General features: G+C 69.4%; 17 protein-coding genes. 10 read left to right on the top strand and 7 right to left on the bottom strand.

Going from position 1 to position 18,750, the window contains the following annotated elements:
* Positions 1-41 precede the first annotated feature (41 nt).
* From nasA to HHUB_RS05195, 6 genes are all read left to right on the top strand, one after another.
* Positions 42-2,135 (top strand): assimilatory nitrate reductase NasA, encoded by a 2,094-nt coding sequence (gene nasA / locus HHUB_RS05175; RefSeq protein ID WP_059056526.1) that lies wholly within the window; start codon positions 42-44, stop codon positions 2,133-2,135.
* 60 nt (positions 2,136-2,195) lie between these two features.
* On the top strand, positions 2,196-2,612 hold the full coding sequence (locus HHUB_RS05180; protein ID WP_059056527.1) for an SRPBCC family protein: 417 nt from the start codon (positions 2,196-2,198) through the stop codon (positions 2,610-2,612).
* Between the two features lie 106 nt (positions 2,613-2,718).
* Positions 2,719-2,868 carry a hypothetical protein gene (locus tag HHUB_RS17035; protein WP_169793392.1) on the top strand — a complete coding sequence of 50 codons (150 nt, stop codon included), beginning with the start codon at positions 2,719-2,721 and terminating at the stop codon, positions 2,866-2,868.
* A 4-nt stretch (positions 2,869-2,872) separates the two neighbouring features.
* Positions 2,873-3,853, top strand: coding sequence for a halocyanin domain-containing protein (locus tag HHUB_RS17320; protein ID WP_238324013.1), 981 nt, complete (start codon positions 2,873-2,875; stop codon positions 3,851-3,853).
* A gap of 1 nt (position 3,854) precedes the next feature.
* The gene (locus tag HHUB_RS05190) at positions 3,855-5,564 is read left to right on the top strand and encodes a cytochrome c oxidase subunit I (protein ID WP_059056528.1); all 1,710 of its coding nucleotides are present in this window, start codon (positions 3,855-3,857) and stop codon (positions 5,562-5,564) included.
* Positions 5,565-5,634: 70 nt separating this feature from the next.
* A complete protein-coding gene (locus HHUB_RS05195) occupies positions 5,635-6,348 on the top strand; it encodes a hypothetical protein (RefSeq protein WP_059056529.1) in 714 nt (237 codons plus the stop codon).
* Here the strand turns inward: HHUB_RS05195 and HHUB_RS05200 are convergent.
* The 3 genes from HHUB_RS05200 to HHUB_RS05210 all read right to left on the bottom strand — a co-directional run bounded on the left by HHUB_RS05200 (position 6,345) and on the right by HHUB_RS05210 (position 11,556).
* Positions 6,345-7,277, bottom strand: coding sequence for a DMT family transporter (locus HHUB_RS05200; RefSeq protein ID WP_059056530.1), 933 nt, complete (start codon positions 7,275-7,277; stop codon positions 6,345-6,347). The genes HHUB_RS05195 and HHUB_RS05200 overlap by 4 nt on opposite strands.
* 54 nt (positions 7,278-7,331) lie before the next feature.
* The gene (locus tag HHUB_RS05205) at positions 7,332-8,252 is read right to left on the bottom strand and encodes an alpha/beta hydrolase (RefSeq protein WP_059056531.1); all 921 of its coding nucleotides are present in this window, start codon (positions 8,250-8,252) and stop codon (positions 7,332-7,334) included.
* A 61-nt stretch (positions 8,253-8,313) separates the two neighbouring features.
* A complete protein-coding gene (locus HHUB_RS05210; RefSeq protein ID WP_059056532.1) occupies positions 8,314-11,556 on the bottom strand; it encodes a methyl-accepting chemotaxis protein in 3,243 nt (1,080 codons plus the stop codon).
* Between the two features lie 267 nt (positions 11,557-11,823).
* Here HHUB_RS05210 and kynU point away from each other — a divergent pair, with 267 nt between their 5' ends.
* A complete protein-coding gene (kynU, locus tag HHUB_RS05215) occupies positions 11,824-13,095 on the top strand; it encodes a kynureninase (protein WP_059056533.1) in 1,272 nt (423 codons plus the stop codon).
* 24 nt (positions 13,096-13,119) lie between these two features.
* Here kynU and HHUB_RS05220 read toward each other — a convergent pair whose 3' ends face one another.
* From HHUB_RS05220 to HHUB_RS05235, 4 genes are all read right to left on the bottom strand, one after another.
* Positions 13,120-13,449, bottom strand: a complete 330-nt coding sequence (locus tag HHUB_RS05220; protein WP_059058208.1) for a hypothetical protein — start codon at positions 13,447-13,449, stop codon at positions 13,120-13,122.
* A 2-nt stretch (positions 13,450-13,451) separates the two neighbouring features.
* Positions 13,452-13,820 (bottom strand): hypothetical protein, encoded by a 369-nt coding sequence (locus HHUB_RS05225; RefSeq protein ID WP_059056534.1) that lies wholly within the window; start codon positions 13,818-13,820, stop codon positions 13,452-13,454.
* A 94-nt stretch (positions 13,821-13,914) separates the two neighbouring features.
* Positions 13,915-16,209: a GAF domain-containing protein gene (locus HHUB_RS05230; RefSeq protein ID WP_059056535.1), complete on the bottom strand. Its 2,295-nt coding sequence runs from the start codon at positions 16,207-16,209 to the stop codon at positions 13,915-13,917.
* Positions 16,199-16,795, bottom strand: coding sequence for a response regulator (locus tag HHUB_RS05235; protein WP_059056536.1), 597 nt, complete (start codon positions 16,793-16,795; stop codon positions 16,199-16,201). The genes HHUB_RS05230 and HHUB_RS05235 overlap by 11 nt, the downstream gene beginning before the upstream one ends.
* A 111-nt stretch (positions 16,796-16,906) precedes the next feature.
* Between HHUB_RS05235 and HHUB_RS05240 the strand changes: the two genes are divergently transcribed.
* The 3 genes from HHUB_RS05240 (at position 16,907) to HHUB_RS05250 (ending at position 18,749) form a co-directional block, all read left to right on the top strand.
* Positions 16,907-17,614, top strand: a complete 708-nt coding sequence (locus tag HHUB_RS05240) for a dolichyl-phosphate hexose transferase (protein WP_059056537.1) — start codon at positions 16,907-16,909, stop codon at positions 17,612-17,614.
* Positions 17,615-17,705: 91 nt separating this feature from the next.
* Positions 17,706-18,266 carry a hypothetical protein gene (locus HHUB_RS05245; RefSeq protein ID WP_238324015.1) on the top strand — a complete coding sequence of 187 codons (561 nt, stop codon included), beginning with the start codon at positions 17,706-17,708 and terminating at the stop codon, positions 18,264-18,266.
* A 165-nt stretch (positions 18,267-18,431) separates the two neighbouring features.
* Complete coding sequence (locus HHUB_RS05250) at positions 18,432-18,749, top strand: hypothetical protein (protein ID WP_059056538.1); 318 nt, start codon at positions 18,432-18,434, stop codon at positions 18,747-18,749.
* Position 18,750: the final 1 nt, after the last annotated feature.

The raw sequence follows: 18,750 nt of genomic DNA on the forward strand, positions 1-18,750 counted from the left end.
CTCCCGGCGAACGCCGACCGCTCGGCCGGGGTGGACGACGCGTGAGCGAGCCGGTTCAGACCACGTGTATGCGGTGTGCGGTCGGCTGCGGCCACCTGACCGACCGCGTGGACGCCGGCTACGGCATCGGGACCGTGCGCGGCGACGTCACCCACCCCGTCAACCGCGGGCTGGCGTGCTCGCGGGGCGTCGAGGAGACGAAAGACCCCGACGGGACGTGGCTGACGCGCCCGCTCGTGCGGATGGACGGCGACCTCCAGCCGACGACGTGGGACGTGGCGCTCTCGCGCATCGCCAACGAGTTCGGCGCCGCGCTCGAACGCGACCACGACAGCGTCGCGGTGCTGGGGAGCGGCCAGCAGACCAACGAGGCGGCGTACGCGCTCGGGAAGCTCGCCCGCGGCGGGTTCGGGACGCGCTACTACGACGCCAACACCACACTCTGCATGGCGAGCGCCGTCACCGCGTACTACGACGCGTTCGGTAGCGACGCGCCGCCGTGCACGTACGACGACATCGAGGACGCGCAGACGCACGTCGTCTGGGGCGCGAACCCGGCGGTCGCCCACCCGGTGATGTTCCGCTGGATTTCCGAGAGCGCGACCGCCGACGACAGCGAACTCGTGGTCGTGGACCCAGTCGGCACGAAGACCGCCCAGGGCGCCGACGAACACATCGCGCTCGAACCGGGGACGGACCTCGCGCTCGCGCGGGCGGTGCTGGCTCGCGTCGTCGAGCGCGGCGACGTCGACGAGGAGTTCGTCGAGGAGGCGACCACGGGCTTCGAGGAGCTACGCGGCGACCTCCCGGACCCGGAGGAAGCCGCCGCGACCGCCGACGTCGATATGGAGACTGTCGAGAAGCTCGCGGACGCGTTCGGGGAACAGACGCTCGTTTACTGGGGGATGGGCGTGAATCAGAGCACGCAGGGAACGGAGACGGCGGGCGCGCTCGTGGACCTCTGTCTCGCGACTGGGAACCTCGGGCCGGGCACGGGGCCGTTCTCGCTGACCGGGCAGGCGAACTCGATGGGGACGCGCGTGTGCTCCTCGAAGGGCTCGTGGCCGGGGATGCGGTCGTTCTCGGACCCGGACGAGCGGCGGGTCGTCGCGGACGCGTGGGATGTTCCCGTCGAACGCCTCCCCGACGACCCCGGGCCGGGACCCGTGGGGCTCGTGAACGCAATCGGGGACGGACCAGTCGAGGCGGTCTGGACGGTCGCGACGAACCCCGCGGCGGGCCTGCCGGACGCCTCCGCGGCGCGCGAGCACCTCGAAGACGCGTTCCTCGTCGCGCAGGACGCCTTCCACACCGAGACGACGGAGCTGGCGGACGTCGTGTTGCCGGCGGCGACGTGGGGCGAGTCCTCGGGGACGGCGGTGAACATGGAGCGCCGCGTCTCCCGGATTCGGCCGGCATCGGACCTCGTCCCCGACGTGCGGACGGACCTCGACATCATCACCACGATTGGAGAGCTGCTGGTCCCCGGGCTCCTCGGCGACCCCGACCCCCGGGACGTCTTCGACGAGCTCGCGGCGCTGACGGCGGGCACGCAGGCGGACCTCTCGGGCATCAGCTACGCGCGTCTCGACGAACAGCAAGCCGTGCGCTGGCCGGCGCCGGACGCCGTCTCGCAGGGCGGCTACCGCTACTACGACGACGGCGACTGGTCGTTCCCGACGCCCTCGGGGAAGGCGCGCTTCTCCACCGGACGCCACGAGGGCCTCCCGGAGCCGACGAACGAGACGTACCCGCTCACGCTGACGACGGCGCGGGAAGCCGACGGCTACAACACGGGCGTGCGCTCGCGGGGCGAGGATGCGCCCGCGAACCCGCTCGCGCGTGTCAACCCCGAGACCATCGAGCAGGCCGACGTCCCGGCGGACGCCGACGAGGCGGTCGTGGAGTCCCGCCGTGCGACCGTCCCCGTGCGCGTGGAAGTCGACGAAGCGGTGCCCGAAGGACTGGTGTGGCTGCCGATTCACCACCCGGAGACGAACGCGCTGACGCTCCCAGAGACGGACCCGCGCTCGGACGAGCCGAACTTCAAGCAGTGCGCGGTGCGCGTGCGGCCGGTCGCCGACGAGGCCGCGGCCGGCACGCTCGCGGACGCGGACGCGCCCGCCGACGACTGACGTTCCCGCGGGCTGGGAGCGTGGACAATCTGCTTTTGGCAGCCCTGCGAAGACGATTCCATGAACGAGGTCACGGAGACGCGCCGCGTCGCCGCTCCACCCGACGCCGTCCGGGACGCGATGGCGGACGTCGAGGGGTTCGTGCGCTCGGCGGGCTTCGACGACGTGGAGGTAGATGGCGAGGCGATTCGCGTGGCGAACCGGGTCGGTCCCGCGGAAATCGAGCTGGAGCTGGCCGTCGTCGAGCGGGAGGGCGCGGCGCTCGCCTACGAGCAACGCGAGGGCATCTTCAAGTCGATGTGGACCGAGTACGTCGTCGAGCCGCGGGCCGACGGCGACGAGTGCGAGGTCACGGCGCGCACCGAGTTCGCGCTCGACGTGCCCGTGGTCGGCGACGTGCTGGACGCGACGGTCATCGAGCGCCAGCGCCGCACGGAGCTGAACGCGCAACTGGACTGGCTGGCGGCACAGACCTGACTGTCGCTCCCGCCGCCGGGCGGAGCGGTCGCGTCCCCAGTCACTGATAACCGAGGCGAACGAGTTCGGGACAACACCCACCGGGGGAGCGTCACGACGGCCCACTATGTCGGCCGAAACGAACGACGGGACCGCACCGTGGCCCCAGCAGCTACTGGACAGCGAGTGGCTGCTGGCGGGCGCGGCAATCCTCTACTTCGTGATTTCGTACGTGTTGTGGGGTGTAATCGACATCTTCACGGTTCCCATGGGGTGATTCGATGAGCGACGACGAACACTCGCCGCTGGAGTCCCCCGAGGGGAACTGGTGGAACCAGAAGGTCAACCGCCGGGAGTCCATCTGGCTGGGCATCTCGGGCGCGTGGGCGGTGTCGATGTTCGGCTGGATGCTCGGCTGGACGCAGGTCGGCGAGCAGAACCAGACCGGACAGACCTACGAGGTGAGCACCGAGCGCTTCCGGCAGAAAGTCCAGTCGTTCAAGGAGTCTGCGGGCACGCTGGAAGTCGACGGCGAGGAGCTGCTCGTGCCGGACGGCAACGACGTCTACGTCGGCGCGCTCCAGTGGGCGTGGGACGGCCTCCCCGTAGTGTTGCGGCCCGGCGAGACGTACAAGTTCCACCTCGGCGCCTACGACGTCCAGCACGGCTTCGGCGTGCGCCCGGAGGGCAACCTCAGCAAGCAGATTTCGCTCCAGATTCTCCCGGGCTACGAGTGGGTCGTGGAGATGTCCTTCGACGAGACGGGCACCTACCACGTCGTCTGCAACGAGTTCTGCGGCGTCGGCCACCGCACGATGCACGGCACGTTCGTCGTGCGGGACCACGAGCCCGTCGAGACCGGCAGTAGTAGCGAGGACTCCTCGAACGCCGCCTACGACGGCTGGTTCACGAGCGACGGGCGCGGCGGCGCGACCGACAGCTTCGGCGGGTCGCCGACCGACGCCACCGGCCAGAGCGAGGTCACCGTGGAGGTCGGCGCCGAGGGGAACGGCGGGCCGTACGCGTTCGCGCCGACCGCCGTGCAGGTGTCCTCGGGGACGACGGTGAACTTCGAGTGGGTGTCGGACAACCACAACGTCCTCGTGGAGTCCCAGCCCGACGGCGCGGGCTGGCAGGGCGTCGAGTCCTTCGAGAACGAGGGGTACAGCCACTCGGTGACGTTCGACGAGCAGGGCGTCTACAAGTACTACTGCGAGCCCCACGTCGGCATGGGGATGAAAGGCGTCGTGGAGGTGGTCTGAGATGTTCGGGTTAGCTACGTTCGACTACGACGACGACGGCTTCCGGGAGTGCGGCGTCACGGGACTGACGATTCACAAGTCCGCCGAGGACCTCGTGAAACTGTTCGGCCTCACGGCCATCGTGTCGCTGGCGGTCGGCGGCGCGTTCGCGCTGACGGTCGCGCTCACGCGCTGGGAGGCAATCGGCCTCCTCGGCCCCGGGAAGTACTACCGGTTCACGAGCCTCCACGCGTGGTTCATGATTCTGTTCTGGATGGTGTTCATGGAGATCGCCATCCTCTACGTCGGCGGGCCGTTCGTCCTGGGGCGGAAGCTCTCCGTCCCGAAGCTCGGGTGGGCGGGCTACGGCATCATGCTGCTGGGCGGCGGCCTCGCCGTCTACAGCATCGCCACCTACGACCTCCCGAATCAGGCGCCGTTCTACACGTCGTACGTGCCGCTGCCGTCGCCGGCGCCGTACTTCGCGGGCGCCGTGTTGTTCCTGCTCGGGGCGCTCGTCGCCGCCGTCCCGTTCTTCGTGACGCTGTGGCGCGAGAAGCGCGAGCACCCGACCAAGACGCTGCCGCTCATCACGTTCGGCGCGTTCATCACGGGCGTCATCGCCTTGGAGGCGCTGGTCGGCGGCATCACCGCGCTCACGCCCGCGTTCCTCTGGCGCATCGGCTTCTTCGAGCACCTGGACGCGGCGTGGTACCGGCAGATGTTCTGGACCATCGGCCACGGCAGCCAGCAGATCAACCTGCTGGCGATGATCACGGTCTGGTACTTCATGACCCACGTCATCGGCGGCGCGGAGGTCGCCTCCGAGAAGGTCTCCCGCGTCGCGTTCGTGCTCTACCTGTTCTTCATCAATCTCGGCGCCGCCCACCACCTGATGTCCGACCCCGCGCTGTCCTCGGCGTGGCGGATGTGGAACACGTCCTACGCGGCGTACGGCGCGGTCGTCGCGTCGATGATTCACGCGTTCGCCATCCCCGCGGGGCTGGAGGCCGGCCGCCGCCGGAAGGGCGCTGGCGGCGGCCTGTTCGGCTGGCTGTGGTCCGCGCCGTGGAAGGACCCCGGGTTCTCCTCCACGATTCTCTCGATCATCCTGTTCGGGTTCCTCGGCGGCATCACGGGCGTGATGATGGGGCAGATGCAGCTCAACATGAGCTGGCACAACAACCTCGCGGTCCCCGGGCACTTCCACGCCACCGTCGTCCTCGGCACGACGCTGTCGTTCATGGGGCTGGCGTACTACGTGCTCCGGCTGGTGTTCGGCCGCGACTGGTTCGCCAGCCGGCTCGCGTCGATTCAGCCGTTCTTCTACGGCGGCGCGATGGCCGTCGTCTGCCTGATGATGATGTATCTGGGCCTGCTGTTCGGCGTGCCGCGGCGCCACCCCTCCGTGATGGACATCCCGGGGACGGCGTTCGACTTCTCGCCGGCTGAGCCGTTCTTCGTGGTGTTCGGGGCGGCCGCCATCCTCTCGGTCGTCGCGGGCGCGCTGTTCGTCGTCGTCGCGGTCGGCACGCTCCTCTTCGGCGGCGAGTTCACGCCGCCCATCGTCGAGGACCGCGCCATCTCCCCGGGCAGCGGCGACGCCGACCCGCCCCACGACCAGAGCATGCGCGGGACGTTCGTGCTCGTGCTCGTGTTCTTCGGCGTGTTCGTCGTGCTGTACGCGCTGAACTGGTTCCTGCTCTCGCAGGTCTGGGAAATCGGTCCCTGACCGCGGGCAAATATATTCGGGACAACCCCCACCCGCCGTAGCCGCCAACGTCTACGCAGGGTGACGCACAGTGGCTAACCAGACCGAGACGTCGCCGTCCGTGCTCGCCGGCGTCGCCAGCGCAGTCCGCGGCGGCTGGCGCACCGCCAAGACCGTCTACTACGCGAACTCGGTGAGCTGGCGCGTGCTGAAGAGCGGCGCGCTCGTCTTCCTCGGGTGCTTCCTGTGGGCGGGGTCGAACGTCCTCGGGTCGTACGTGGACTGGGGCGTCCTCGACTACACGATGGCGTACGGCGCCGTCGTGCTCGTCTACGGGCCGATTCACCACCTCGTCGTGATTCCGCTGGCGCTGCGCTGGCGGCGCTCCGCGGGGTTGCGCCAGCGCGTCGGGAAGCGCCTGCCGACCGCGATGCTCGTGGTGTTCCTCGCGGCCGTCGCGGTCGCGGGGACGTTCTCCGCGGGCGCGATGGCGGTGGACTTCGGGTCCGCGATGGGCGGGGACGGCGCGACGGCCACCCAGCCCGAGTTGGCGTGTACCACCGAGTCCGGCGGCGAGACCGTCGCGTGTGAGGTGACGAACGCCGAGCGCGTCGAGCGCGTGGTCGTCACGAGCGCGGGCGAGCAGTTGCTCGCCGTCGATGACCCGCCCTTCGAGTTCACGGTCGAGGCGTCGGCCGTCGAGTCAACGATGGACCGCGAACAGTTCCGCGTGCGCCTCTACGACGGGAACGGGAACCTCGTGCGGCAGTACACGCGCCGGCTCTCCACGGTCGGCCTGAACTAGTCCGCGGGCCGCGACGGCGTCTCGCCCGCGACCCGCCGGAGCTCTGTTCTGATGGCGCGGAACTTCGCGGCGAGGAAGCCCGCGAGGATGAACACGAACCCGGTCGCGGTCGTCGCGGTCACTTCCTGCCCGAGCACGAGCCAGCCCGCCAGCGCCGCGAACACGGGAATCACGTACTCGATGAAGCTCATCTCTATCGGCCCCAGCTCGTCCAGCAACACGAAGTACAGCAGGAAGCCGCCGGCGCCGGCGACGGCGGCGAGGTACGCGATGGCGCCCAGTGCCGAGGGCGTCCACGTCGCGGCCGCGAACGACTGGCCGGGGAGCGCGAGCACGGCGACGTGGAGGACGACCGCGCCGACGGCCATCATCCACGCCTGCGTCGCGAGGAACGGCAGCGACGGGTCGCGGCTGTGCGTGAGGACGGCCGCGAGCGCGAACGCGAGCGCGGATGCCAGCACGAGCCCGACCCCCAGCGCGCTGTCGCCGAGGTTCGACGGGTCGGGGTCGGCGATGACGACGACGCCCGCGAACCCGAGCACGACGCCGAGCGCGGTGGCGGCGGTGAACTCCTCGTCGGTGGCGACCAGCCGCGTGAGCGCGGGCGTCACCACCGGGATAAGGCCGAGGAGGACGGCGGCGACGCCGCCGGCGACGTACTGCTGGCCGGCGAACAGGAACGCGTGGTGGACGCCGATCATGAGCGCGCCGCCGACCAGCACGTAGACGTAGTCGTCGCGGGTCCGCGGTCGGACGTCGGTGCCGGACGCGAGGACGGCACCGAACAGCAGTACGGCGGCGACGTCGAAGCGCACGGCCGCGAACGGGACCGCGGGGAGGTCCGCGAGGCCGACGTCCGTCGCCATGAACGCCGTCCCCCAGATGGCAGCCAACAACAGATACTTGCCCGCAGTTCGGTAGCGACTCATTCGGATGGAGGTCGCCGCCGGATGGTGATACGTGCGTCGAACCGCGCGCACTCGTCACGACGAGCGGACGCGCGCCGCCACGGCGTCGAGCGCGTCGTCGGCGACCGCCACGTCGTCGGCGAGGCTGAGGAAGCCGTGGGCCATCGACGGATAGTGGCGGTGTTCGACCGGCGTTCCGGCGTCGTCGAGCGCGTCCGCGTACGCGCGCCCCTCGTCGCGGAGGGGGTCGTGGCCGGCGGTGACGACCGTCGCGGGCGGGAGGTCGGCGTGGTCGGCGCGCAGGACGCTGGCGTACGGGTTCGCGGCGTCCACGGGGCTCCGACAGTAGTGCTCCCAGAACCACTCGACGGCCGCGCGCGTCAGCAGCGGGCCGTCGCCGTGCTCCTCGTAGGACGGTCGAGTCGTGTCGCGGTCGGTCATCGGGTAGAGGAGGTGCTGGGCAGCAATCTCGGGGCCGTCGAAGTCCCGGGCGCGCAGCGCGACGGCGGCCGCGAGGTTGCCGCCCGCGCTCGTCCCCGCGACGGAGACGTGCTCCGGGTCGCCGCCGAACGCGTCGGCGGTCTCGACGGTCCACTCCAACGCGGCGTACGCGTCGTCGAGCGGCGCGGGGAACGGGTGCTCGGGCGCGAGCCGGTAGTCCACGCTCACGACCACACAGCCCGCGCGAGCGGCGAGTTCGCGGCAGACGCCGCCGATGGAGTCCAACGTCCCGAGCGTCCAGCCGCCGCCGTGGTAGAAGACCACCATCGGCGCGGGCCGGTCGGGGTCGTCGTGGTAGATTCGCACGGGCACGTCGCCGCCCGGTCCCGACAAGGAGAGGTCGCGGACGAACGCCACGTCGCGGCGCTCGTCGGGCGTGAACACGTCGTCCTCGACGCGGCGCGCGCTCGCGACCGAGAGCCGGTGCCACTCGGGGACGCCGGCGGCCTCGATTGCCTCGATTGCCGCGGCGAGTTCGGGGTCGAGTGCGGTCACGGCTCGGTCGTCGCGCCGCGGCGACGTGAACGTTCGGCTCGCAGAAAACCGAGGAGCGCGGCTAGTCGTCCGCCGGGTCGGCGTCGGCGTTCCCGCCGTCGGTCGCCGCCCCCTGGTCGGCGCCGTCCGCGTCGAAGTCGAACTCCCGCTCGGACGGCTCGTAGCTCTCGCCGGCCGTCCCCGCGTCGTCGGCGACGTCGAACTGCGCGACCAGCGTCTGCAGCGACTGCGCGGACTGCGAGACGTTCTGGATGTTCGTCGTCACCTCGTCGATGGCGGCGGTCTGCTCCTCGGTGGCGGCGGAGACGTTGCTCGCCTCGGCGGCGGACTCCTCGCTGACGCTGGAGACCTCGTCGACCATCGCGACGACCTCCTCCGTGGAGACCGCCTGGTCCTCGGTCGCGTCCGAAATCTCCTCGACGCCGCGGCCCGCGTCCGTCACGGCCTCCGCGATGTCGTCGAACATCTCGATTGCGCCCGCGATGGTCTCCGAGCCCGTCTCCACGCGGTGTTGCATCGACTGCATGTCCTCGACGGTGGCGTCGGTGCTGTCCTGAATCTCGTCGATGAGCGCCTCTACCTCGTCGGTGGCGTCGCCGGCCTCCGCGGCCAGCGTCTTGATTTCGTTCGCGACCACCGCGAAGCCCTCGCCGGCCTCGCCGGCGCGCGCGGCCTCGATGGACGCGTTCAGCGCCAGCAGGTTCGTCTGCTCGGCGATGTCCGTGATGAGTCCGACGATCTCGTTGATCTCCTCGATCTGGTCGTCTAACTCCTCGACCTGCTGGACCGCCTCGTCGGCCTCCGACTCGATGGCCGAAATCTCGTCGGTGGCGTCGGCGGCGTGGTCGCGGCCGCGGTCGGCCAGCTCGACGGCCTCGTTGGCGGTCGCGACGACGTCCTCGGAGGACGACGCCACTTCCTCGATGGTCGCCGAGAGGTCGTTCATCTCGTGGGAGACCGACTGCAGCTGCTCGGTCTGCTGGTCGGCGCCGCTGGCAATCTGCTCGACGGCCTGCGCGGTCTCCTGGCTCGCGGACTTGATCTCCTCGGCGCTGGCGGCGGTCTCGTCGCTCAGCTCCGCGAACTTCTCGGCGACCTCGCGGACCTCCGCGAGGCTGGCTTCGAGCTCCTCGACGCCGGCCTCGAGGTCGACCATCACCTCGCCGTACTGACCCGGGAGGTCGGTGTCGATGTCCTGGTCGAGGTCGCCCTCGCGGAGCTGGCGGCTGACCTCGCCGAGCTGGTCGAAGCTCCCCGAGAGCTGCTGGACGCCCGCGTCGAGGTCCGTCAGGACCGCGCCGTACTCGCCGGGGAGGTCGGTGTCGACGTCGCTGTCGAGGTCGCCCTCCCGAATCCGCCCGCTGGTCGCGCGAATCTCGTCGAATCCCACCTGCAGGCGGTCGATGCCGCCGTCGAGTTCGGTCATGATGGCGCCGAACTCGCCGGGGAGGTCCGTGTCCACGTCCTGGTCGAGTTCGCCCTGTTCGAGCCCCGTGCTGACGTCCCGGAGCTGGGCGACCTGCCGGCGGAGATTCCGCCGCATGTCCTCGAACGCGTCCACGAGCTCGCCGATTTCGTCGTCGGGCGCGTCCACGTCGGTGCCGTCCTCGAAGCGCCCCTGCGAGAGCGCCGTAGCCTGGTCGCGGACCGCCTCGATGGGCCGCGAGAAGTACCGCGCGGCGTAGTAGCCGAGCGCCACGACGGCGACGATGACGACCGCGACGAGCAACAACAGGAGGTTGCGCGCGTCCGTCGTGCGGCTGTCGACGGCCGCCGCGAGGGCGTCCGCCGGCCCGGTCACGTCCGTCGCCGGGACGGTCCCGAGCAGCGCCAACTGCCTGTCGCCGAACTCCAGCGGCGCGTACGCCGCGTAGAAGCGCTCGGTCGAGCCGTCCGCGGCCGTGCGCTCGAACGTCCGCAGGCCGGTGTCCCCGGCGAGGACGGTGTTCGCCGCGTCGCCCGCGAGCGTCCCGCCGTAGGACTCGCTGGTGATGGACGCGCCGGAGGCGACGACCGACTCGTTGGGGTGGCTGAGGACCGTGCCGTCGCCGGCGACGACGCTCAGGTAGCCGGAGTCCCCGACCGTGATGTCGGTCGCGATGTCCGAGATGATGCTGTAGTCGAAGCGCAGCGACACCACGCCCGCGACCTCGCCGTCGTAGTAGACGGGCGTCGCGATGTACACCACCTGTTCGCCGTCGACGGTCTGCACGTCGCTGACGTGGACCTCGCCGTTCGGGAGCGACTCCGTCTCGGCGTACCAGTCGGTGTCCGCGTAGGACGTGTCCTTCACGGTCTCGGTGGCGACCGTCCCGTCGGCGGTCCGGTGCGCGCGGACGACGCCGTCGCCGGTGTCGTCGGTCAGCACGATCTCGTCGTAGGCGGGCCGCTCCTCGTCGCCGACGGTGACGGTGCGGCTCTCCATGTAGCTGCGGAACGAGTCCCGGATGCCGTCGCGAGCGTCAGCGACGGCGCTGGTCTGGAGCTCGTAGTAGTAGACGTTCGGCGCGAGCACCCAGTCGAAGTCCTCGTGGTACGTGTACGCGATGAACTTCTGCTCGACGGGGTTGCCCGCTTGGGTGGTGTCCTCCCAGCCGTACTCGGCGACGCCCCACTCCTCGCCGTTGCGGATGGCCTCGTCGGACTCGACGGTGGATCCGATGTCGTCGAAGACCGTCAGCCCGGCGTCCTCGCGGAGGCTGTAGCCGTCTTCGAGGCTGTGGTGGGCGACGACTCGCGAGTCGAGGTCGGTGACGTACGCGTAGCCGGTGTCGCCGATGTACCCCGGCTGCATCGCCTCGGCGAGCGTCCCGCTGGACTGCGTGAAGTCGCCGCTAGTGCCGAACAGGCGCTGCTCGACCTCGTCCTTGACGGCCTGCTGTTCGCTCGCGCTGAGCGCCCCCCACGACTGCCCGTCGTACTGGTCGTCGAGCAGCTGCTGTTTGGTGGTTTCGACGGTGGAGTGCATCTGGAGCGCGACGTAGCCGACCTGCCGCTGGCTCTGCTCGCGTATGAGCTCCATCTCCCCGGCGTTCGCGGCCTCGTAGTTCTGCACGGGCGTCGACTCCGACAGCGACCGGGCGTCGACGCTCCGCACGTTCAGCAGGTTCTGGAACTCCGCCTGCCGGGAGTGGACAGTCCCGTTCAGTTCGCCCGTTATCTGGTCTTCGAGCTGCGTGGTGCTCTCCTGTTGGGCGTACGAGCCGACCGACTCCATGTTCTGGAGGCCGGTGACGCCGACCGCGGACACCGGCACCAGCGAGATGACCAGACACAGCGCGATGAGCTTCGTTCGAATCTTCATGGCCGCTCACGCTCGCTGGTCGTCGGCGGCCGCCCCCGCGAATTTCTGGCAGTACTTGCGCTCTCCGCACCGAATCGGCCTCTGACATCAGCCATGCTCCCGGGAACGCCGGACCCGGTAGTTAAACCTTCTGCGGCGTTCTTACGTCCGATAACCAGCGTGGTACAATTTCGACACTAAGGGCGCTGATACTGGGGCTTGGCGCGCGGAACCCTCGCCGCGGCGCGCCGACAGAACGTACATGAGTCTCGACGCGAACGACCAGACATGGACGATTTCGACGCGTCGCGGGCGGCCGCCCGGATGCGGGACGCCGAGTCGTCGCTGACCGGGCTCCGCGAGCGGTTCTCCGTGCCCGAGGACGCCGTCTACATGGACGGGAACAGCCTCGGCGTCCACGGGCAGGACGCCGCGCACGCGCTGGAGCGCGCCCTCGACCAGTGGAGGGAACTGGGCATCGAGGGGTGGACGGAGGCCGACCCGCCGTGGTTCGAGTACGGCGAGCGCCTCGGCGACCGGCTCGCCGACGTCGTCGGCGCGAAGCCCGCGGAGTGCGTCGCCGCCAACTCCACGACGGTCAACATCCACGCGCTCGTCGGGACGTTCATCGACGCCGCCGACGGCACCGAGGTCGTCGTCAACGAACTGGACTTCCCGACGGACCACTACGCGATTCGCTCCCAGCTGCGAGCGCGCGGCCTCGACCCCGACGACCACCTCGTCGTCGTGGAGAGCGACGACGGCCGCACAATCGAGCCGGACGCAATCGCGGACGCTGTCAGCGACGACACCGCCATCGTGTTCATGCCGTCGGTGCTGTACCGGAGCGGCCAGTTGCTCGACGTCGAAGCCATCACCGACATCGCCCACGACCACGACGCGTTCGCGGGCTTCGACCTCGCGCACTCCGTGGGCGTCGTCGACCACGACCTCCACTTCGACGGCGTGGACTTCGCGGTGTGGTGCAGTTACAAGTACCTCAACGCTGGCCCCGGCGCCATCGGCGGCCTCTACGTCCGCGAGGAGCACTTCGACCTCCCGCCCGCGATGGCGGGCTGGTGGGGGAACGCCGACGACACGCAGTTCGACCTCGAACCCGAGTTCGACCCCGCGCGGGGCGCCGCCGCCTTCCAAATCGGGACCGTGTCCGTCTTCGCCGCCGCCCCGCTGTTCGGCTCGCTCGACGTCACCGAAGCCGCCGGCGTGGACTCCTTGTGCGAGCGCTCCGTGGCGTTGACGCGGTACCTCATCAGCCTCGTGGACGAACGCCTCCCCGAGTGCGCGGTCGGGACGCCCCGGGAGGCCGACCGGCGCGGCGGCCACGTCGCCGTCGAACACCCCGACGCCGGGAAGCTCAGCCGCGCGCTCCGCGACCGCGGCGTCGTCGTGGACTTCCGCCCGCCGAACGTCGTCCGCGTCGCGCCCTCCCCCTACTTCGTCGGCTTCGAGGACGTCTGGCTCGCCGTCGATGAGATTCGCGACATTCTGGACGCCGACGCCCACCTCGCGTACGGCGAGAGCGAGGAACAGGTGACCTGATTCGAGCGGGAGAACGCGCGTCTGCTACCGGAGATACGCGGTCAGTTCTTTGACGACGCGGTCGACGAACGCGTCCGTGACGCGCCCCTGCCACGCGACGAGGTCCTCGTGGCGCGGCGAGTGGACGGCCCACGGCGAGACGAACGACTCGCGCGGGACGCCGCCGACCTCCCAGACGCCGTCGGCGAGCGCCAGCGACTCATCGTAGGATTTCGTCGAGACGGCGACGGCGACGCACTGCTCGTCGCCGAACGGGTGGCCGTCGTTGTTGACGACGAGCCACGGTCGCTGCCGGTCCTCGCCGAGTTTGAACGGGTCGGCGCTCCGGACCACGTCGCCCCGGTCGGGCTGCACGGTCACGCTCCGTCGTCGCGCTCGCTGGGGTGGCGTTCGTCGGGCGCAGCGGCATTCCAGTCGTCGGCGTCGATGCCGCCGTCTTCGTCGTCGAGTCGCTCGCCGGCGGCGTGGAGGTCGTACGCGGCGGCGACGCGGTCGCGGTCGGCGGTGATTGCCCAGTACGCGCCCTTGTGTCGGACGAGCTCGCGATCCTTGAGCCGCGAGAGCGCGGTCCCGACCGTGTTCGCGTCCTCGCCGAGCGCCGTCGCTATCTCCGAGCGCGTGAACGCTTGGTCGTCGTTCGCGAGGAGGAACGAGACCACCTGCTCGGGGACGCTGGGCCCCCGCGGCAGGTCGTCGGACTCGAAGTCCTCGATGCTCACCGGCATACCGCGAAGTTCGCGTGCCGAAGTAATGAATGTACTGCCGTACTGTACGTGCCGACGTACGCTACGTGCTTTCGGGGCGTCGGCTGGTGACCGCCTACGTCCGGAACTCGAAGCGCGCGCCGCCCTCGGCGCTGTCCGTTACCTCCACCGTCCAGCCGTGCGCGTCCGCGATGCTCTTGACGATGGCGAGCCCGAACCCGGTGCCGTCGTCGTCGCCCGACGCGCCGTACTCGAAGACGCCCTCGCGGCGCTCCGCGGCGATGCCGCAACCGTCGTCCTCGACGTAGAAGCCGTCGTCGCCGTCCAGTGGGCCGACGGAGACGGTGACGTCCTCGCCGCCGTGCTCGACGGCGTTCCGGAACAGGTTCTCCAACAGCGAAGTGAACCGCGCGACGTCCGCCCGCAGCGCGCGGTCGCCCGCGACGTCCAGCGTCGCGTCGGCGGTGTCGACGTTCCGCCACGCGTCCGCGGCGGCGTCCGACAGCGAGCGCTCGCGGACGTCGTCGAGGCTGCGGCCGTGGCGCGCGAGCGCGAGCACGCTCTCGATGATCTCGTGCATGCGGTCCAGCGACTCGCCCATGCGCTGGAAGTACTCGTCATCGCCGGTCTCCTCGGCGAGTTCGAGGTAGCCGCGGGCGACGTTCAGGGGGTTGCGGAGGTCGTGGCTGACGATGCTCGCGAACTCCTCCAAGCGGTCGTTCTGGCGTTCGAGCTCGCGCTCGTGTTCCTTCCGGTCGGTGATGTCCGTGTACATCGCGTAGCCGTGGATGTTCGGCTCGTCGAGGCGGAACGGCACCACGTCCAGCAGGAAGTCCCGCGGGCCGTCGGCGGTCTCGCGGCGCACCTCGACGTTGATGTTCTGTCCGTCCACGAGCTTCTGGTTGTACTCGTCGGCCTCCTCGTGGTGGTCGGCGGGGATGATGTACTCGTCGATGTTCTCGCCGACGAGTTCCTCCTCGCTGTAGCCGAACACCTCCTCGAAGGCGGGGTTGACCGCGCGCACGATGGGGTCGTCGTCCTCCACGACGAAGCTCGCCGTGGGGCTGGGGACGTTCTCGAACAGCGCCGCGAGCCGGCTGTGTTCGCGCCGCAGGTCGGCTTCGCGGCGGCGGAGCTGGCGGACGCGCTCGGCGCGGTCGAGGGCGGCCTCGGCGTTCGTTGCGAGCACGCGCACGAGGTCGTGGTCCGTGCCGTCGAAGCTCCCGGCCTCGGGCGCGCCGATGAGCAGGACGCCGTGGTCGCCCAGCGGGTGGATGATCTCCTCGCGGATGACCGTCTCGGGGTTGTGGACGTTCGACTGCTCGTGGACGTCCGTGAACGTCGCGGGTTCGCCGGACTCGTAGACGTCCCACGCGAGGCTCTCGCCGGCCGCGAACGTCGGCGGCGTCTCCCCGGTCACGGGGTCGGAGACGGTCGCCGGCCGGAGCTCCTCGGCGTCGTCGGCGGCGTAGAACACGCCGACGTACGGGAGGCCGAGGAGGTCGTTGGCGGCTTCCGCGACGACCGCGGCGATGTCGTCGGGGTCGTCCTCCACGAGCATCCGCCGGGTGGCGTCGTGGAGCCCCGTGAGGGTCTGCTCGCGGTGGCGCTGCTCGGTGACGTCGTCCACGACCGCGAACGCGTCGGGGCCGCCCTGGTGGAGGAACTGCTTGACCGTCACCTCGAAGACGCGGTCGTCGTCGGCGAACTCGGTCTCGAAGGTCTTTGCGCCGTTCCCGGGGACGAACTGCTCGGAGTGAGCGTCGAAGCACGCGGCCAGCGACTCCCCTCGGAGGTCGGTCTCGTCGGCGCCGACGGCGCGCTCGGCCGCGTCGTTGACGAGGCGAATCTCGGTGTCGCCGTCGCTGGTGACGTCGTAGAGGACGAGCGCGTCGTCGTTCTGCTCGAACAGCTCGCGGAAGCGCGCCTCGCTCTCCCGGAGGTCGCGCTGCGAGCGGATGCGTTGGACGGCCTGATAGGCGTGGGAAGCCAGTAGCTCTGCGAGTTCGACGTCGTCCGCGTCGAAGCCGTCGGGCTCGTCCATGCCCGCCTGGAAGACGCCGATGTCGCCGATGGGGACGCTGACAACGGACCGCGGCGCGCCCTCCGGCGGGGCCGTGACGCGCGGGTCCTCGCGGATGTCCGCGACGATTTGCGCCTCGCCGGTGTGGTAGGTCTCCCCGGCGATGCCCTCGTCGGTGGGGATGCCGTCGACGCTCGGCGCGCGGCCGCTCCACGACCGCACGGCGAGCACGCCGTCGGCTTCGGCTTCGACGACCGCGGAGGAGAAGTCGAAGGCGGCTTCGGCGGCGTCGGCCATCGCGTCGAAGACCTCGTCGACATCGTCGGCACTCGCGACTTCGGTGGCGTACGAGAGGAGGGCGCTCCGGTGGTCGCGGTCACTCGTCATCGGCGGAGAGCCGGCGGAACAGGACTTCGTAGTCGTCCTCGTCGAAGTCCTCGACGACGTCGTCGAGGCGGCTCCGGAGGTCGTCGAGGCGGCCTTCCAGCGCTTCGAACTCCGCGGACTCGGTGACGCTCGGGTCGTTCGACTCCGTGAGGAGCGCGTGCTTGCGGGCGGCCGCGAAGTACTGCTGGACGGTGTCGTCGTACGTCGACCGGCGGAGCAGGCGGTCGACGGTCTCGCGGAGCGTCTCGCGGTCGACGGGCTTGCGGAGGTAGTCGTCGAAGCCGAGGTCGACGATGTCGAGTTCGGGTTCGACGGCGGTCACCATCGCCACGCGGCAGTCGAGGCCGCGCTCCCGGATGGCGTCGAGGACGTCGTCGCCGGAGACGCCGGGCATCTGTCGGTCCAGCAGGACGGCGTCGACGTCCTCGTCGAGGGCGTCGAGAGCGGCTTCGCCGTCGTAGGCGGTCTCGACGGTGTATCGGTCGCGCAGCCAGATGGCGTAGAGGTCGGCGAGGCCTTCCTCGTCGTCGACGACCAGCACTGTGGCTTCGTCGGCGCTCGGTTCGTCAGTGCCTTCCCCTGTCATTGTTGTCCGCGCACCGCGGGTCTGCCGGACCTTCGACGTGAACCTATTTATCACTTGTTGGTGGCGGGGGTTTTGGCAAGCCTAAAATAACGCCGCGTTCTACTGCCGGTCATGTCAGAGTCCGACGGCCGGTACACGCTCGACGACGTCACCGTCGTCATGGGGACGTACAACGAGGAAGCCGCAATCGAGACCGTTCTCGAAGACATCGACGAGGTCACGGACGGCCGCGCGAGCGTCGTCTGCGTCGATAGCTCCGACGACCGAACGCCGGAAATCGCGCGCGACCACGGCGCCCGCGTCGTCCGACAGGAGCCGCTGGGCTACGGCGTCGCCGTCCGCTCGGCGCTGTACGAGGCCGACACCGAGGTCGTGATTACGACCGACTGCGACGACACCTACCCAATGGAGCGCATCCCCGACTTCCTCGACTACGTCAACGAGGGCTACGACGTCGTCAGCGGCGACCGTCTCTACTGGGGCGCCGACGAGATGCCCGCCGTCAACCGCCTCGGCAACGCCACGTTCGCCGCCGTCGCGTCGCTGTTCGTCGGCGAGCGCGTCCACGACACCACCACGGGGATGCGCGCGTACCGCCGCGACGTCATCGACGCCATCGACTGGACGCAGAACACCGGCCTCTCCGCGGAACTGCTCATCCGCCCGCTCTGTCGGGACTACGACGTCATCGAAGTCCCCATCGAGTACGACGAGCGCCTCGGCGAGACGAAACTCGACCCCCTCGAGGGCGGCGCCGAGATTCTGGGCTCGATTCTGAAGGTCTGCGGCGAAGAACGCCTGCGCGGCCTGCTCCGCTGACAGTCGGGGCGGATGGGGTCGTTGTTCAGTGGAGATGAACGTCCGGTAGGTACAGACAAGACATTTACAGGTTCGCGGTAATTATGTCCGCATGACCACGACGGAAAAAGAGTCACTCATTATTCTGGGACTCGTTAGCAGCCTCCTCACCATCGTTGGTCTGTGGCCCGAATATGGGCCGCTAAACGCCGACCTCCCGGAGTTAGCGACGGCTCTGCTGCTCCTGATTAATATCGGGCTTGTGGCAACCGGTTGGTTCTGGTCCCGGGGGCGCGCACCCGGTCAGATTCGGTACGAGCAGATTCCAGCGCTCGCTGTCGGAGTAGTCGGTGTCACGGGCATCGTCGGCAGTCTCGCCGTGTTTCGGCCGTGGCAGTACACTGGGATGGCCGGCGGGCTATCGATTATCTTCACCGGTCTATTCGTTATCCCCGGTATTGCGCTGAGCCTGAGCGGCTATATCTGGTTCCGGCAGCGTGAGATGCGCTATTCGCTCGCCTCGCTAGTTGGGTTACTGGCTGTCGGGCTCTTGTACGTCATTCGCCAGCGATTAGACTTCGTTACTGGAATCCCGGTGTTCGCGATAGTCGTTGCAGTCGTCTTCATTCTGCCAGTTGTCGTGGTTCCCCGCGTTATTCACCCTCGTCGTTAACGCGGGAACTCCGCATATCTACTTACCAATTCAGTCGTTGCGCGGCAGGCACGCATCGGAATGAAGAGATACGATCGCGACGGCTCCTAACCATACGCCATATTATTGTTCGATTTCCACGATTCTGGGGCGAGAGTATAAGCCATTCGGGTGTGTAGGGATACCATGACTCGGATTACTGAGACTCGCGGCGCGGCGGAGACGGAGCCTGTCGGGCTGGGGAGGGCGTACGCGGTCGTGGACCGCCACGTGGGCGCGTGGCTCCCGGTGGCGTGGAAGCTCGCGGTGTTCTACGCGGCGTGGCTCGGGCTCGCGCTGGCCGCGCGCTCGGTGGTCGTCACGCCGGAAGCGCTCCAGTTGGCTGCCATCGCCTACTGGTTCGGGTGGCTGTTCGCGGTCGTGACCGTCGTCGTCGGCGCATTCGTCGTGCTGACGAGCGTCCTCGACCAGTACCGGCTCACCGCGCGGCAGGCGAAGTACTGAC

It is taken from the genome of Halobacterium hubeiense (genome assembly GCF_001488575.1).
Classification (GTDB): Archaea; Halobacteriota; Halobacteria; order Halobacteriales; family Halobacteriaceae; genus Halobacterium; species Halobacterium hubeiense.

Bases quoted from the DNA above. Each gene is read 5' to 3' on its own strand.
- HHUB_RS05180 (WP_059056527.1), top strand. From the start codon at position 2,196: ATGAACGAGGTCACGGAGACGCGCCGCGTCGCCGCTCCACCCGACGCC.
- HHUB_RS17035 (WP_169793392.1), top strand. From the start codon at position 2,719: ATGTCGGCCGAAACGAACGACGGGACCGCACCGTGGCCCCAGCAGCTA.
- HHUB_RS17320 (WP_238324013.1), top strand. From the start codon at position 2,873: ATGAGCGACGACGAACACTCGCCGCTGGAGTCCCCCGAGGGGAACTGG.
- HHUB_RS05190 (WP_059056528.1), top strand. From the start codon at position 3,855: ATGTTCGGGTTAGCTACGTTCGACTACGACGACGACGGCTTCCGGGAG.
- HHUB_RS05200 (WP_059056530.1), bottom strand. From the start codon at position 7,277: ATGAGTCGCTACCGAACTGCGGGCAAGTATCTGTTGTTGGCTGCCATC.
- HHUB_RS05210 (WP_059056532.1), bottom strand. From the start codon at position 11,556: ATGAAGATTCGAACGAAGCTCATCGCGCTGTGTCTGGTCATCTCGCTG.
- kynU (WP_059056533.1), top strand. From the start codon at position 11,824: ATGGACGATTTCGACGCGTCGCGGGCGGCCGCCCGGATGCGGGACGCC.
- HHUB_RS05225 (WP_059056534.1), bottom strand. From the start codon at position 13,820: ATGCCGGTGAGCATCGAGGACTTCGAGTCCGACGACCTGCCGCGGGGG.
- HHUB_RS05230 (WP_059056535.1), bottom strand. From the start codon at position 16,209: ATGACGAGTGACCGCGACCACCGGAGCGCCCTCCTCTCGTACGCCACC.
- HHUB_RS05235 (WP_059056536.1), bottom strand. From the start codon at position 16,795: ATGACAGGGGAAGGCACTGACGAACCGAGCGCCGACGAAGCCACAGTG.
- HHUB_RS05240 (WP_059056537.1), top strand. From the start codon at position 16,907: ATGTCAGAGTCCGACGGCCGGTACACGCTCGACGACGTCACCGTCGTC.
- HHUB_RS05245 (WP_238324015.1), top strand. From the start codon at position 17,706: ATGACCACGACGGAAAAAGAGTCACTCATTATTCTGGGACTCGTTAGC.
- HHUB_RS05250 (WP_059056538.1), top strand. From the start codon at position 18,432: ATGACTCGGATTACTGAGACTCGCGGCGCGGCGGAGACGGAGCCTGTC.